This window comes from Weissella bombi, from assembly GCF_900094835.1.
GTDB classification, from domain to species: domain Bacteria; phylum Bacillota; class Bacilli; order Lactobacillales; family Lactobacillaceae; genus Weissella; species Weissella bombi.
The window spans coordinates 15,759-31,842 of the sequence record NZ_FMAO01000003.1; the positions used below are offsets into that span (position 1 = coordinate 15,759).

Sequence of the window (16,084 nt, forward strand, 5' to 3'; positions counted from 1 at the left end):
TTTTGAAATATTTATTTATCCAATGATAATTCGTCAACTAATGCTTCAAATTCATTCAATCGTTCTTCAAAGACTGCAAAGGTTTCGCGTAAGTAATCGGGCTTTGTCATATCAACACCTGCCTTCTTCATTACATCGATTGGAAAGGCTGATGAACCAGCCTTTAAGTAATCTTTGTAATCATCAACAGCCGTGGTTCCTTCATGCAAAATTTTATCCGCTAACGCTGTAGCAGCTGCAAAACCTGTACTATATTGGAAAACATAATAATCGTAATAGAAGTGTGGAATACGTTCCCATTCATGTGCGATTTCTTCATCGAACGTTAATGCCGGACCGTAATAACGTTTGTTTAATTCTCCATAGGCTTCATTCAAAATATCTGCCGTCAAAGGTGTTCCTTGTGCGTCAGTTTCATGCATCCATTGTTCAAATTCTGCAAACTGTGTCTGGCGGAACAAAGTTCCCTTGACACCATCCAAGTATTGATTCAATACATAAGCCTTTAACTTTTTATCTTCTACTGTACGTAACAAATAATCAGTTAATAGGTTTTCATTTGTTGTTGATGCAATTTCAGCTAAGAAAATTGGATAATCACCATATTGGTATGGTTGATTTTCTCGTGTTAGATATGAATGGACAGAATGCCCCATTTCATGAACTAGCGTACTTAAGTTATTAAGGTTATCAACCCAATTTAACAAAATATATGGATTTGTGTCATATGCACCACCTGAATATGCACCGGAACGCTTACCTTTATTTTCGATAACATCAATCCAACGATTATCAAATGCTTTTTGTACAATATCAAGATAATCTTCTCCTAATGGTGCCAAAGCCTTTAATGCCTCTGCTTGCGCACTAGGATAATCAATATCATAATCAGGTTCCCCAAGGATTGGTGTGTATAGGTCATATGAATGTAGTTCTGATAAGCCCAATAAGCGCTTACGCAAAGCCATATAACGATGCAACAATGGCAAGGCCTTATTTACCTCTTCAACCAATGTATCATACACTACCTCTGGTACATTATTAGCTGCTAATGCTGCTTGTCTTGCTGAATCATAATGATGTACATTTGCTAAATAGTTATGTCCTTTAACATGACTACCAATCAAAGAAGCAAACGTATTATCTAAAGCCATGTATGATGCATAAAATGTCTTAAATGCATTCTTTCGAACTTCAGGTTTAACAGACTCTAACAAACGTGAATAAACACCATCTGATAATGTTTCTAATTCGCCCTCGTCATTTTCCACTGCATCAAAAGTAATATCAGCATTATCTAACATACCAAAAGTACGTTCAGATGCACCAAAAATATCACCAGCTGCAGCCAAAAGTTTCTCCTGATCTTCTGACAAAACGTGTCCCTTTTGCGTTAGAATATCTTCAAAATAGTGCTTATATTCTTGCAAACGTGGTTCTTCCTCGAAAAAGGCCTTTAATTGCTCTTCAGAAAGTGACAAAACAGCAGGATCAAAAAAAGCGATTGCAGCAGATACCTTAGCTGCCAATGATTCCGCTTTGTTATTTAGACCTTGATAAAAGCCATTTGCCGTATCCTGATCTGATTTCATCGATGCATACACGTATAAAGTCTCTAAGTCACGCATAAGACCTAAACCATATTGCAATGCATTATAAAGTTCTTTACCTGAATTGATTGCAGTTTGTGCAAAAAAATCAGCAGTTACTAGTCGTTCATTTAACTCATCATACGCTGCTTGCCAATCGGCATCACTTGCGAAAATTTTTGATAAATCCCAAGTGGCTGATTCTGGTAAGTCATCGCGTAAAGGTAATTCTTTTGCCATCATTTTTCCTCATTTCAGTCTAATATGTTCTTCATTTTAACATATTTCTAGCACGTTATCAGAAAATTTCATACTATTCACTTACTGTACTAGTAAGTTATGGTTTTAATTGTAATTTTTCTTGATATGTCTCATACCATTCCAGAGGTTTAACTAATACCATTTTATCGGCTACTTTCTTTAACAACTTGTTTGACATCAAATCAGCTAATAAGTAGTTTAACCACATTTCTTGCACTGCCTGAATTGAAACACAACCAAATTGTCGCCAAGTCTGCTTCGTTAAAATTATTATCAATTGTGCGATGGTTAATGGTTGTTTTTCTAGTGCTAACAAAATATAAACAATAACTTGCCATTGTGCACATTTCAACCCTCCAGGTAACGGATATTGTGGGTGACACGCCCATGGTATACCAATAACAAATCGTTTCATATGATAAAGTTCATTCTGAATTACACGAATTTCTGGTTTTGATTGTATAATCGCTTGTTGTAATTTCAATAATTGTTGCTCTTGATTATGAATTACTTGTCGCTTTAAAAGTTTCGTTTTACCATCAATTTGCCACCAAGCATGCCAGATAATGCCTTTTTCTTGTTGCCAAAAAGCAATTTGTAGCTGTCGTTCGCGTATGACTGCAAATTTAGCAAGCGTTCCCGCCTGCAGCCGCTTTTTTTGATAAGGTTCACCCAAAATCCAAATAACTTTAAGTTTTAACTGTTGATACCCTTTTGTACGTTTCTGAACGTTCTTTATTGAAATAGTTGCACATTGAAATTCAATAACAAACCACTGATTTCCTTTTCTGAGCATTAAGTCTGGTCGTTGCTTAATTTTAGACAGCCATGGTTCTAGCCTAACCTCATCATATTGTTTCCTAAATAACTCAAATAATGCTAATTTGCCTTGCAAATGAATGCTTGTTTCCCCTTCTGAACTAGCACTACAGAAGCTTCCAACTATATGTGCAAAGTGCGGAACATTAATCTCACCTTTTTTTAAACGCACACGCTCATTGCAAGCCGGACAATAATAGCTTTGTAAATGGTTTGCTTGTGTTGCTTCAATTAAGTGGTTATCCTCTTTAGTTTTGGCAATAAACATCTTCAAAAACCTCCATACAATAAAGAGTATTTAAATAACCATTATGTCCAAAAGATACTAATATGCGAAACTACTTTTATACGCATCAAAAAAATCGTAAATCCGACAAAATTATGTCGAATTTACGATTCTTTATAAATATATTAGCCAAAATAAGTAACAACATTAGTCATTGCATCATTCTTAAAAATCATCTGACCATGTTCGATCAAAACATCAGGTGAAATATCAGCAGCTTGGGCAAATTCATAAGCCATTGCCTTTAAATCCGCCATTGTATAGTTATATTCCAAGAAATTGCCATCAATATTGACAATGTAGAAAAACTTACCTTGATACTTAACTAATTTACTATCAAGCGCAAATTGTTGTTTTGACATGCTTAATGAAAACTGAATAACAGCTTCAAAATCATCAAACTGCAAAACTAAACTTTGATCAGCCGGCGTTTTTACAAAGCCCGCAGAATCAGAAAGATTTTGTTGTTGTGTAGCTTTAATTGACTGTGCCTCTCCATTCGTCAATTTTTGCGTATTACGTGATTTAGAATCATCGTTGTCTAACAATGCATCTAGAATATCATCTGATACATCATCCTCAGCATCACTTACATCACGTTTCCCCAAAACTGAATTAAGCATTCCCTCCATAACTGATTTATCATCAATATTTTTAGAAATAAACAATTCTAAACCATTTTGATTAGGTAACACCTGGAAAGTTACTGCTTCATTATTTTCAAAGTCACCCTCAATATCAATTTCTTCTAAAATGCTATAAAAGAATTCCTCAATTTTATCTTGGTTGCCCAACAAATCAACAATTGAAATATCCCGCTCTGCTAAATCATCATTGGTGACCACAACTCGGATTGTATCATCATTTATTCGTTCCATTTCCATAATGGGCACCCCTTTCTTCTCACTAAGATGAGAACACTTCCTAATAAGACATTATACCAAATTCTCACTATTTTAGTTTAATACATTAGAAAAAAGTTGATGTATTTATTATTACATCAACTTTATCCTAAATTATTATCATATATTATAAAATAACGTGTTTACTATAAATCAACCATAGCAGTGACACGGGCCAATTCTTCTTGGCGCATTTCGTGTGGTAAGAAACGACGAATTTCGTCTTCATTATAACCAACTTGCATCCGCTTTTCATCCATAATCAATGGTCGCTTCAACAATGCAGGCTCTTCATGTAATAAATCAATTAACACACTTAATGACATATCGTCTAATTTAACGTCTAATTTAGTAAACAACTTCGATCGCGTCGAAATGATTTCTTCCGTTCCGTCCTCAGTCATCCGTAAAATATTCTTAATTTCATCTCGTGTTAATGGCTCTTTAAAGATATTTCGTTCTTGATAAGAAATTCCATTTTCTTTTAGCCATGCACGGGCCTTTCGGCATGAGGTACAACTAGGTGATGTATATAACGTTACCATAATGGCCTCCTCTCGGCACTACAATGATTCGACTATTCCTTATAGACCTATTATAACGGTATCACCCTCAACATGTAACCCTTTTTTGTTAAATTCCTGTAATAAATTAAAAAAATCTCATTATAACAGACAAACTATGCATCAATAGTATTATTATTTATCATTTCATTTAGTTGTTCATTCAAATCATGCATTTTTCTTTTGATTAATTTTCGCTTTTTATTACTATTTCTTTGATCAAGTAACACAGCTGAAATAATTGCTAACAAATGCTGTTGTATCTGTTGCAGTTGCTTAACATTTTCTATACCTTCAGATACTTGTATCAAAGCATCTTTTTTATGAACACGCCCTGTTTGTTTTCGATTAAACGTTGTTAACGTTAAAATAAATTGATTCTGCCATGCAGCCAAGCCAGTATTAATATTAACGTTAATTTCATCAATCAAATTTTGATTATTAATTCGTAACGACTGTAAGTTATCTTCTTGCCACATAATTACATTTTCCGTTAACTCTAAGTCCTTCACTCTTGAAAAGAGTAACTGTTTAAATTGTGCTAAATTTTGAATTTTAACCTGATCTTGTGAAACACCAGTCACTTTAACAGCGAGTGGTAATTCTCTTTTTTCAACATCTGCTAATTTCATATTCGCACCGGCTTGATACATACTCATTTCTTGAAAAAATAATTCGTTTTTTTGTGATAGATTATACAGCCATTTATTTTCCTTAATTAAAGTTTCACGTAAATCTTGTAGTTGGTCCGAAAGTTCTGCGATTTCACCACTTACTTGTTGATAATTAGCAGTAAGATTTTCAATCATTGACTGCATATTATTAAAAATATGGGCAAACCGGTTCTGCTGAACAGGTATTAACTTATCCGGATTGACCTGTTCCAAGGTTGGCTTTAATGCATTTAACGTGTCATTAACTGCCGCTCTAATCTCTTCTACTTGACTATGTTCTAGGATTTCTTGATAAAAACGAAATAATTTCTGCTGTGTTATAAGCCCATATACCGATATTGTTTTTTGATTATCAACATCTAAATATTGTGCTAACTCCAACGCTTTAACCCGTTCTTTAGGTGTTAAATTTTTATAACTAACAGCCCCATCTTTTATTGGTGAGGAATGTTTTTCCAACATACTTAACCCCCACACCTTATGCTATTTAACCCAATAACACTGGGTTATTTTCTATCTTTGCTTTACCAATTACTGATAACGGTTTAGTCGTTATCTATCTTTTTACTTATTGCATGTTCTTCAGCAAATATATATTCTGTTCGCTCTTCTTGATGCTCTAAATCTGCCAAATGACGACGTGACCAACGATATGCAATCAAAACTAAAATCATCAATCCAATAGCAACAGATTGAATCAGTATACCAATAGTATCATCATGATAAACCAACAGGTTACGTAACATCGCTGTAATACCAATATACATAAAATTTTCTAATGAAATATGGTTTTTCAAAAAATATTCCTGTGTCAAAACAACAAATTCAAAAAACAAAAAAGTTTCCAGAATTAAACGTGTGATGGCATAAAAATTATCTGTTAGATTGGCTGTCCACAGTAATTGCGCTAACTGCCATACGTCTTTCAAAAAAAAGCCAAACATAATAATGCCCAGTACTAACATCCCTGCACCTAACACGACATTATAACTCTTTTCAAGATGATTATTTTTCATTGCACAACCCCCGTTGTTTATTATTTTATACGATCAAACACCAGCGTTTTGTACTACTACAATCCTGACCAAACAAAAACTCTAGTGTCCTTTATGTTAGGGTACTAGAGTCATCAAGATGTCATTTATAGCAATCCATCTCAGTTGATACTAATATCAACTTCCAACTGCCTTAATTATATCAGAAAAGTTTGATTAAAATCTAAATTAAATGTTTTGTTTTGTAAAAGCAGCAAAACTTAATTGCTTTGTTCTTAGATTGTATTGACTATGTTCATAACGCTTTAATGAAAAGTTACTATTTGCTTGCCAATCGGTCCAATTTTTCTTTAATTGCCACGTTGATAAGATAACAATTTCATGATTATTATCAGCTCGTTGTAAAACATACGAACTAATGAAACCTTGCGTACCAATAGCAAATGTTTCATTATTATAGCGACGTAAGAAGTTATCTCGCTCTAAATCATTTAAAGTAAGCGAAGTAAAGTTCATCCATCCACGCAATTCCTCAGTTTCGCCATGACTTGAAAGTATTTTATAAGTAGTTGGCATTGCAAAAACTGATTGTTCATCCGTTGTTTTTTCCAATAACTCATATCGTTGACGATCTGCATCATCACGCATCAGCAATAATTCCCGTTGTAAATTTTGATTCCTAATATTCTGTAGCACTGCTCGAGATCCAAAAGTTTCGTGTATATACTCAGTCATGATAATTTCCCCCTGTCATCATTTATTATATGACATTTCTAAACGTTAGTATCAAAAAAATTAATCAATTATGCTCCTAGTGCAATATTAATCAGTCCAATTGCTGCAATACCATTATTTAGCATATGTAGAGCCATTGAATACTGAATTTGCTTAGTCTTTTTATAAACGATTGCCAAGGCGACTCCCATCAATGAATACTGCAAAAGTGCAAACCATTGAAATTCTTGAAATACATGGAAATACCCAAACAAAAGGCCAGACAATATCACATTTAGCCACCAAGGCCCCTTCTTAAAAAAGTAATTAAGCACAACCCCTCTAAAAATAAGTTCTTCTACTAATGGTGCAACGAATACCGCTAATACAACAACAAATACTAATGCTGCACCACCTTTACCAGCCATCTCTTCCAATTCTGCTTGATTACTAGCGGTCATTGATTGATGTGTTATAAGCGTCTGTAACGCTAACGTCAATAATCCTGCCCCTAATATCATCAAATATCCATAACCTACCCAAACTAATTTATCTGCTCGGAAAGGATGTAAACCCGTTTTAGGAGATTTTTTTCTGACAGCATAAACTAATATTTTTACCGTCAAAATAGTTAATATCGCTGCAACAACAACCATTGTAATAATTCCTAATGGATTATTACGGTCAACGTGTAACCAGTTTACTACGCCTTGTTTACTATAGGTACTAGCTAATTGAATAATAAAATCTAAAATTATACCAACTATTATCCAGATAATTCCCATTATAAACGTACTAATTCCTTCAATCTTCTTCATCTTCATCCTCCCGCTTTTTATTTTGTAAGGCTAAGGATAAAGCCGTTATCAATCCAGTTGCTAATATAAATAATATAAACAGTGCACCGTAAGTCAACCATGTTGGCCAATTAGCAATTTTAGCAAGCCAAACAAAACCAACAAAAATAAATATAACAATTACGCTAGCACCAATTTGAATTACAAACCGCATTTTATCATTCACCCATCAATACAAATTGGTTTAATACCTCAGCTATCGCACCTTCATTGTTTGTACGCGCTGTAACCACATCAGCTGCCTCTTTTATTGCGGGAATACCATTGGCAACACTAATGCCAAGTCCTGCGGCCTGTATCATCTTTAAATCATTATTATTATCGCCGATAGCCATAATCTCGTCTTGTGTGATGCCTAGTTTTTCACCTAACAATAATGAAGCAGTTCCTTTATCAACACCCTTGAAATTAAATTCAACATATCGATCAGAAGAATAGGTTGCTTCGACTTGATCAGCGCCCACACTAGCAATAACAGCATCATGAATTTGATGACGTACTTGCATATCCGGATGTTCAAAAATAACCTTCATAATGGGTTGTGCCGTATCTAAAAACGATAAATCATCAGACCTTAGATTCTCATAAGTAGCCCCACGTGTTTCTAAATATTTTTTATCTGAATCACTGACATTATAAATAAATAATTGATTAAGGGTGTAAATATGCACATCAACAGCATCATTAATCAATCCAGCTGCAAAGATCTGCTTTGCCAGGGATATTGGCATATCTTGCGTTGCAATAACACGATTATTTTTATTCTCAACAATTGCTGAACCGTTAAACGAAATAACATATTGGCCAGCCTGATTATATAAGTCCAGTTTCTTTAACATTTCCTGCACAGATTCAAACGAACGCCCCGTATTTGGTACAAATTTAAATCCTTGGGCCACGGCTCTTTTTACCATTTGAACATTTTCTTCATGAATCGTTCCATCATCATTTAAAAATGTTTCATCTAAATCTGATACTAACATTTTATAAGTCATTGGTTTCCCCTTCTTTTATGCATGTTGTCTTTATTTTAACAGAAAAGCTTATCTAACCAATAATTATATTTTTTTTAAATTGTTTTGCATCTATTTCTTATGTTTTGACTTCATTAGTAACCTATGTCAGTATATATACAAGTTTAATAAAGGAGATAGTTTTATGCGTAGTTTTATAAATGAATTCCGTGATTTTATCATGCGCGGTAATGTAATGGATCTTGCAGTTGCTTTCATTATGGGGGCTGCTTTCCAAACTGTTGTTAAATCAGTTGTTGATGACTTGATTATGCCATTAATTGGTATTGTTACGGGGTCAATTTCATTTTCTAATATCGTCTGGCATGTTGGTTCAGCAAACATTAAAGTCGGTGCATTTATTGGTAGTTTAATCACATTCTTGTTGACTAGCCTTGCCATTTTCATAATTATTAAGGCCATTCATAAAGCACAAACTATTGTGCACAAGGATGCTGAAGAAGAAGCAGTTCCTGAAACTGAATTGGTTGTCCTACAAGAAATTCGTGATGCCTTGGCTGAAAAGAAAAATTAATTATCTGTATTTATTAGGTAAAAAGAACGCACTTATATCAGCATTTGTTTGAATAAGTACGTTCTTTTTATTTTGTCAACCGTTGAATTTATTCCCGATATTGGCTAATATAGTTATCAGCTGATAAGCTCACTCATGTACTTTATAAGATGAGTATTTAGAGAAAATATAATCCTGAAGGAAGAAGGACTACCATGGTGATTATCACAGCTGGTATGATCGGTGTTGGAAAGACAACACTAACTGATTTGATTGCAAAACATCTTAACACGCAGGCCTTTTTTGAACCTGTTGGTGAAAATCCCGTGTTACCCCTTTATTATGCGGATCCCAAGCAATATGGTTTCCTATTACAAATTTACTTTTTAAATAAGCGTTTCGCCATGATAAAGAAAGCTTTATCTGACGATAACAACGTATTGGATCGTTCAATCTACGAAGATGCTTTATTTACACAAGAAAACCATCGTGAAGGTAATATTTCTGATGCTGAATTAAAAGTTTATATGACTTTACTAGACAATATGATGTCTGAAATTCAAACAATGAAAAAAGGACGTCCTGATTTGATGGTCTTTGCTAACGCAGACTTTGATACGATTCTATATCGTATTAAAAAACGCGGCCGTGATTATGAGCAGTTCGAAGATAACGCTGAACTACGTCAATACTACTTTAAGATGTGGTCAGCTTATCAAAAATGGTACGAAGAATACGATGCATCACCTAAGATGACTATTGATCTACAAAAGTATGATTTAGAAGATGCTGAGAGTCGTAAAATTGTCCTACAGCAAATTGATGACCGCTTAGCAAGCTTATCTGAATAATAATTTTATTAGTATATAAAAAAGTCGAGGAACAATTAAAATTGCTTCTCGACTTTTTTGTGTAATTATTTGAAACTATACTCACCAACAAAATTAGGCAAAACATCAGTGTCCGAAAGAGACATGATTTCTGTTCGTTGATCAGCTTGCGAAGCGATTGCATATTGATCATTACCAATATATATAGCAACTTGCCAAGATGCACCATGACCACCCCAGAAAAGCAAGTCTCCAGGCTGTGCTACTTGCATGACATCAGCATCCGATTGAACATCTGTTGTTGTCATATGTGCTTCTTGCGAAACAGTATATCTTGGAATATTAACGCCTGCATCATGGTATACTCTGGCAGCCAAACCAGAAGCATCCAAACCAGTAACGTTCTTACCACCCGATACATATGGAACTTGTTGCGTTGCATACTTTTGGGCAGACGAAACAATACCAGCACGCTGGTCAGCCGTTAATGACGTTGCTGTCTTAGTTTGAACAACTTTTTGTGTATCAGAATTAGTCTTATCCGCTGAGTTGTTATTGTTTTGCACTACCGTATCATCCAATGAATTTAAAACAACATCCCCATTAGACATTATCGTTGCCTGCGAGTCCTGCTTAGGTACTGCAGTGCCCAATGACTTAACGGTTGCTTTACCAGTTGCACGATTCAAAGTAGCATCCTGCATTCCCACCGTTGTATCACTAAAAGATTGTTGTACAGGTTCACTAGCAATCGACTGATCAGCCACACTATTACTATCAGTAGCATACGTTGCTGTACCGTCAAAAGTCTGCGGCGTCTGATCAGTATAATTTTGGTCAGGCACAGCAGTTGTTGCATCAGCACTTGTTGTTGTGTCAGCAGCCACTGTATCCGTAGTTGTCGTATCCGTATTAACGTATCCACCACCAGGTATCGACAATGACTGACCAATAGTCAACATTGTTGTATCAGCATTGGGGTTAGCAGCCTGCAAATCAGCCACTGAGACCCCCGTATTAGCTGCAACAGTCGCTAATGTATCACCATCTTTAATGGTGTATGCGCTCATTGCATCATCATTCTTATTAGCTGCGTCTGATTCAGAAACAACTGCATCCTCAGCAGGTGTAGAAGACTTATCAGTATCTGCTGATGTAGCAGAATCATCATAATATGCAGATGTCTCTTCTGTAGCATCTGACTGCACATTCGATGCACTAATAGCGTCTGTCATTGCATTAGACGCAACGGTATTAATATCACCCTTAGACTTTTTTTCTCGTTTCGTGTCTTCTTTAAAAGTTGCCAACTTTGAATCCTTCGTGTGCTTTTCACGTAGAATATCTGATTTAAGTGTTACTTCGCTAGACTTATTATGAATAAACGTTGCGACATTAGAAAATTTCCCAACTTGCTTTCCATTAGGTGTTACATTAACTGCTGCATTAACAGCGGCTTGCACATCAGGGATTTGTGTTGTTGCCACGACTCCTGCTGCACCAGCAATACCAGTGAAAAACAACTTAGTTGAAGCCTTTACCATAGGTCCAACTCCTCTCAAATTATACTTGTTAAAAGCTAATCTAAATACACATTCCCCAATTTATATTTAAATGAACTTAACAGTTATATCATACCTTATATTTATCTAAATTTTTAGGGGAACGTACGTTCTTTTTTAAAATAAAACAAAAAATCAAAATAACACTAATAAAATTAGCTAATTTATCAATAATATTTTGATCTCTATTTTTTGATTTCAAGTATTGAACTACGCTTCATTTAACGGAAAAAGACGTGTTGCTTTCACTGCACGTTGCCATCCCTTATAAGCTTTTTGTACTTGTTCACGATGTTGCGTAATTGGTTGCTTTACTTCCAAATTATTTGCTGCTGGCAAACTAGCCAAATCTGACCAGAAGCCAACACCCAATCCTGCTAAGTATGCGGCACCTAAAGCTGTAGTCTCTAATTGCTGAGGTCGCTTAACCGGTTGATTAATTAAATCAGCCTGGAATTGATGAATATAATCATTAGCAGCAGCACCACCATCAATAACTAGACTTGTAACTTCAATATTTGTATCATCTTGCATGGCCTCAAGTACATCACGCGTTTGATAAGCAATCGATTCTAGTGTAGCACGTACTAAATCGCCTTTAGTTGTGGCACGTGTTAAGCCAAACATCGCTCCGCGAGCATTTTGATCCCAATAGGGTGCACCTAATCCCGTAAACGCTGGTACTAGATAAACAGGTTCAATATGTTGTTCACGTGCAATTGTCGCAATCTGTGCTGTTTCTTTGGCATTATTAATTAATTGTAATCCATCTCTTAGCCATTGAATAGCTGCGCCTGCCACGAAAACAGACCCCTCTAAAGCATATGTCACCTGACCATCAATACTATACGCAATTGTCGTTAATAAGCCATTGGTTGAACGTGAAATATCCTGTCCTGTATTCATAACAATAAATGAACCAGTACCATAAGTATTTTTAACATCACCCTTATTAAATGCTTGGTGTCCAATTAAAGCTGCTTGTTGATCACCTGCAATTCCAGCAATAGGTACTTGTAATCCAAAGAAAGCATATTCAGCTGTATATCCAAATATACCAGATGAATCGCGCACTTCAGGCAGTAAGGAAGCTGGAATATTAAATTCAGCCAGTAAATCCTTATCCCATTCTTGCGTATGGATATTAAAGAGCATCGTACGTGATGCATTTGAATAATCTGTCGCATGCACTTGACCGTTGGTTAATTTATACAATAGCCAACTATCAACCGTACCAAACAACAATTCTCCTTTTTCAGCCCGCTCGCGGGCACCAGGAACATTGTCTAGTAACCACATAATCTTCGTTGCCGAAAAATAAGCGTCAATCCACAAACCAGTTTTTTCATAAATATAACTGGTTAACCCTTTCTTTTGTAGATTTTCTGCAATCTTATCACTCTGTTTAGACTGCCACACTACAGCTGGTGCAATTGGTTCACCCGTTTCACGATCCCAAATAATTGTCGTTTCACGCTGGTTAGTCAAACCAATGCTAACAACCTTATAAGGGGGTATATTTGCTTGTATAACTACTTGTGAAATAAGTTGACGTGCATCATCCCATATAGCCATCGCATCATGTTCTACCCAACCCGGATGCTTAAAAATTTGTGGCAATTCCTTTTGCGCAGTTGCTACAACTTGCCCTTTTTCATCGAACAACATGGCACGCGTACTTGTTGTTCCTTGATCAAGCGCCATTACATATTGATCAGTCATGTTTCTCCATAAACTCCCACTATTATATTTTGAATATTATCAATTTATGCCCGATAATACTCAAGATTTGATACAAAAAAAGACGGAACGTCAATTGCTCCATCCCTCTCATGCAAAACTATTTTTCAGAACGTAGAACGCCGCCGTCCATAAAACGATTAGGTTCCATTTCATTAACAACCACTTTAACATTTTCACGTGGCACACCGATGTGCTTTTCAAGAGCTGTTGTGACATCCGTCATCATCGCCTTCAATTGCTCATCACTACGGCCAGCTACTAAATCAATATGAACTAATGGCATTTTAGTTTCCTCACTTTTTTTCTTCTTTACTTATATCAATTTTATCAGCTTCTGCATCGATATTCAACGCATCAATAATTTGGTTCTTTGCAACCACACGTTCACGTTTAATTTGTGACTGTAAATCTTCATTCCAAAAATTATTAGATACTTCAATTGTGCTGACAATATTAATGAATGAATCTTTATCAACTGACTTAACCAAATTTTGCATTTCCGTCAATTCATAACGTGACAATACCATCATTAACGTCGTATTGGGTTCCTGTGTAAAGGCACCACGTGAAGGCAAAACCGTAATACCACGTACCAAAGCTTCCTGTAATGCCTGAATCACTTCATCAGGATGTGTCGTCACAATAAAGGCTGTTAGCTTCTGATGGCGTGTATGGATTGCATCCACCGCTGCTGAAGTTGCATAGATACCAATGATTGTGTACATTGCATTTTGCCAACCAATAAAGGCCCCTGCAACGACCACGATAAAGACATTGATAAACATGTTAATCGAGCCAATTGACTTACCCGTAGTTTTTTGGACGATCATCGCAACAATATCCATACCACCTGTTGAAAATCCAACTTTAAATGTTAATCCTATCGATATTCCTAACAATAAACCACCAAATAATCCAGCCAAAATTGGTTCATGAGTCACTAGCGTTGTTTTAGGTAAAATAATTTGCATGAATGATGCCGCAAAATTATTTAGAAAAGACAAAATTGTAAACTCACGTCCAGCATATATCCAACCAGCTATTGCTAATGGAATATTACTAGCCATAATGATGGCACCGACTTCAACGTGTAACCCAAAAACTGAATCAAAAAACAAACTAATTAACTGGGCTACCCCGTTAAATCCACCAGAAAAAATATTATTAGGAATAAAAAAGTTATTCATCGAAATAGCTACTAAGACAGCTGCTATAACGAACACAATCGTTTTGATACTATATTCCTTTACTCGCTCCATTGCCAACATTCATGCCTCCAATCCCAATCCAAAATCATTTTATTATTATCACATAAACAAAAATATTATTCTATATAAATTCAAAATTTCAAATGTTTCTTTACTTATTTTATAAAATAATGGTCGCATATCGATATTAATTACTATCTATACACAACCATTATGTGAGCTTAATTATTTAATACTTTTTAAATATGCTGTATTTTTGCTATCATCAAAGTCATGCTCGGATTTCGCAATGACAATCGATGCCGTTGAATTTCCCACAACATTAACAACAGTACGTCCCATATCTACCAAACGATCAACACCTGCAATGAAAGCCAGTCCTTGTGCAGGAACACCAATTGTGGCAACCGTTGCTAACAGAACCACGAATGAGGCTCCTGGCACACCAGCCATTCCCTTAGAAGTAATCATTAACACTACCAAAAGGGTTATTTGTTGTGCCAATGATAAATGAATATTATAAGCTTGCGCCATAAATAAAGCACCAATTGCTTGGTAAATTGCTGAACCATCCAAATTAAACGTATATCCAGTTGGGACAACAAATGATACAACTCCTTGGCTTACACCAAATTTTTCCATTTTGCTAACAATTCGAGGCAACGTTGCTTCAGAAGAAGCTGTTGTAAACGCCAAGATAATTTCTTCACGTAAAACTCTAAATAGATCAAAAATATTAGTATGATAAATCTTTAACACAATTCCCAAAATAACCACGATAAAAATAATCATTGTCAAATATGCCACGAAAATAAAATAACCTAATGACTTTAATGAACCTAATCCCATTTGAGCAACAGTGGCACCAATTAGGGCACCAACGCCAATTGGTGCTAGACGCATGACCCAATTAGTTACTTTAAACATTACTTCTGCAATAGCATCTAGCAAATCAATGATGACCTGTCCTTTAGGTCCAATGGCAGCTGTTCCTAAACCAAAGAACACTGAAAACAAAATAACTTGCAACATTTTATTCTCAGACAATGAAGAAAATATATTTGTTGGTACAATGTCCATAACCGTTTCCCAAAGGCTACCTGTACCAGCAGACTTAGCAGTTGAAAGATAACTACTAATATTAGTTGCCTGAAGATTATGAATATTAACATGCGCTCCTGGTTCAAAAACGTTACCTGCAATCATACCTAAAACAATCGCAATAGTTGATAAAATTTCAAAATAAATCAGTGTTTTTAACCCAACTCGACCCAATTTACGCATATCACCCATCTTTGCAATACCAACTGTCAAACTAGAAATTACAATTGGTAAAACAATCATTTGGATTAAGCCAATAAACATGGTTCCAATATTTTGCATTGCTGTAATGGCCATTTTATTTTTATAGAAAATAACCCCAAGGATAATACCCACAATTAATCCAATAACAATTTGCCAACCTAAACTAAGTCTATGCTTTTGCTTACTGGTCTGACTAACCGAACTCATTTTTAAAATGCCCCCTAAAAATTATTTATATACAATAAAAAA

17 protein-coding genes are annotated in these 16,084 nt (G+C 35.4%); 2 read left to right on the forward strand and 15 right to left on the reverse strand.

Going from position 1 to position 16,084, the window contains the following annotated elements:
* Positions 1 to 11: 11 nt before the first annotated feature.
* The 10 genes from pepF to GA0061074_RS03235 form a co-directional block, all read right to left on the reverse strand.
* The gene (pepF, locus tag GA0061074_RS03190) at positions 12 to 1,829 is read right to left on the reverse strand and encodes an oligoendopeptidase F (protein ID WP_092461806.1); all 1,818 of its coding nucleotides are present in this window, start codon (positions 1,827 to 1,829) and stop codon (positions 12 to 14) included.
* Between the two features lie 97 nt (positions 1,830 to 1,926).
* Complete coding sequence (locus GA0061074_RS03195) at positions 1,927 to 2,937, reverse strand: competence protein CoiA (RefSeq protein WP_092461808.1); 1,011 nt, start codon at positions 2,935 to 2,937, stop codon at positions 1,927 to 1,929.
* 143 nt (positions 2,938 to 3,080) lie between these two features.
* Positions 3,081 to 3,839 (reverse strand): adaptor protein MecA, encoded by a 759-nt coding sequence (locus GA0061074_RS03200; RefSeq protein ID WP_092461810.1) that lies wholly within the window; start codon positions 3,837 to 3,839, stop codon positions 3,081 to 3,083.
* 164 nt (positions 3,840 to 4,003) lie between these two features.
* Entirely contained in the window at positions 4,004 to 4,402 is a 399-nt protein-coding gene (spx, locus tag GA0061074_RS03205) for a transcriptional regulator Spx (protein WP_092461812.1), read from the reverse strand.
* Positions 4,403 to 4,536: 134 nt separating this feature from the next.
* Positions 4,537 to 5,556, reverse strand: coding sequence for a toxic anion resistance protein (locus GA0061074_RS03210; protein WP_092461814.1), 1,020 nt, complete (start codon positions 5,554 to 5,556; stop codon positions 4,537 to 4,539).
* Between the two features lie 83 nt (positions 5,557 to 5,639).
* A complete protein-coding gene (locus tag GA0061074_RS03215; RefSeq protein ID WP_092461816.1) occupies positions 5,640 to 6,110 on the reverse strand; it encodes a phosphate-starvation-inducible PsiE family protein in 471 nt (156 codons plus the stop codon).
* 207 nt (positions 6,111 to 6,317) lie between these two features.
* Positions 6,318 to 6,824, reverse strand: coding sequence for a hypothetical protein (locus GA0061074_RS03220; protein ID WP_092461818.1), 507 nt, complete (start codon positions 6,822 to 6,824; stop codon positions 6,318 to 6,320).
* 68 nt (positions 6,825 to 6,892) lie between these two features.
* Positions 6,893 to 7,621 (reverse strand): CPBP family intramembrane glutamic endopeptidase, encoded by a 729-nt coding sequence (locus tag GA0061074_RS03225; RefSeq protein WP_092461820.1) that lies wholly within the window; start codon positions 7,619 to 7,621, stop codon positions 6,893 to 6,895.
* On the reverse strand, positions 7,608 to 7,814 hold the full coding sequence (locus tag GA0061074_RS03230; RefSeq protein WP_092461822.1) for a hypothetical protein: 207 nt from the start codon (positions 7,812 to 7,814) through the stop codon (positions 7,608 to 7,610). The genes GA0061074_RS03225 and GA0061074_RS03230 overlap by 14 nt, the downstream gene beginning before the upstream one ends.
* Positions 7,815 to 7,818: 4 nt before the next feature.
* Positions 7,819 to 8,655, reverse strand: a complete 837-nt coding sequence (locus GA0061074_RS03235) for a Cof-type HAD-IIB family hydrolase (RefSeq protein WP_092461824.1) — start codon at positions 8,653 to 8,655, stop codon at positions 7,819 to 7,821.
* Between the two features lie 163 nt (positions 8,656 to 8,818).
* Here GA0061074_RS03235 and mscL point away from each other — a divergent pair, with 163 nt between their 5' ends.
* Both mscL and GA0061074_RS03245 read left to right on the forward strand, forming a co-directional pair.
* Entirely contained in the window at positions 8,819 to 9,208 is a 390-nt protein-coding gene (gene mscL, locus GA0061074_RS03240; RefSeq protein ID WP_092461826.1) for a large conductance mechanosensitive channel protein MscL, read from the forward strand.
* Between the two features lie 194 nt (positions 9,209 to 9,402).
* Positions 9,403 to 10,038 (forward strand): deoxynucleoside kinase, encoded by a 636-nt coding sequence (locus GA0061074_RS03245; RefSeq protein ID WP_092461828.1) that lies wholly within the window; start codon positions 9,403 to 9,405, stop codon positions 10,036 to 10,038.
* Between the two features lie 65 nt (positions 10,039 to 10,103).
* On the opposite strand, the gene GA0061074_RS03250 is transcribed toward GA0061074_RS03245, so the two are convergent.
* The 5 genes from GA0061074_RS03250 to GA0061074_RS03270 form a co-directional block, all read right to left on the reverse strand.
* Positions 10,104 to 11,561 (reverse strand): C40 family peptidase, encoded by a 1,458-nt coding sequence (locus tag GA0061074_RS03250; protein WP_092461830.1) that lies wholly within the window; start codon positions 11,559 to 11,561, stop codon positions 10,104 to 10,106.
* Between the two features lie 228 nt (positions 11,562 to 11,789).
* Entirely contained in the window at positions 11,790 to 13,301 is a 1,512-nt protein-coding gene (gene glpK / locus GA0061074_RS03255; protein ID WP_092461832.1) for a glycerol kinase GlpK, read from the reverse strand.
* Positions 13,302 to 13,419: 118 nt separating this feature from the next.
* Complete coding sequence (locus tag GA0061074_RS03260; RefSeq protein WP_092461834.1) at positions 13,420 to 13,605, reverse strand: 2-hydroxymuconate tautomerase; 186 nt, start codon at positions 13,603 to 13,605, stop codon at positions 13,420 to 13,422.
* A 10-nt stretch (positions 13,606 to 13,615) separates the two neighbouring features.
* Positions 13,616 to 14,581 carry a YitT family protein gene (locus GA0061074_RS03265; RefSeq protein WP_092462024.1) on the reverse strand — a complete coding sequence of 322 codons (966 nt, stop codon included), beginning with the start codon at positions 14,579 to 14,581 and terminating at the stop codon, positions 13,616 to 13,618.
* Between the two features lie 174 nt (positions 14,582 to 14,755).
* Entirely contained in the window at positions 14,756 to 16,042 is a 1,287-nt protein-coding gene (locus tag GA0061074_RS03270) for a dicarboxylate/amino acid:cation symporter (protein ID WP_092461836.1), read from the reverse strand.
* Positions 16,043 to 16,084 lie beyond the last annotated feature (42 nt).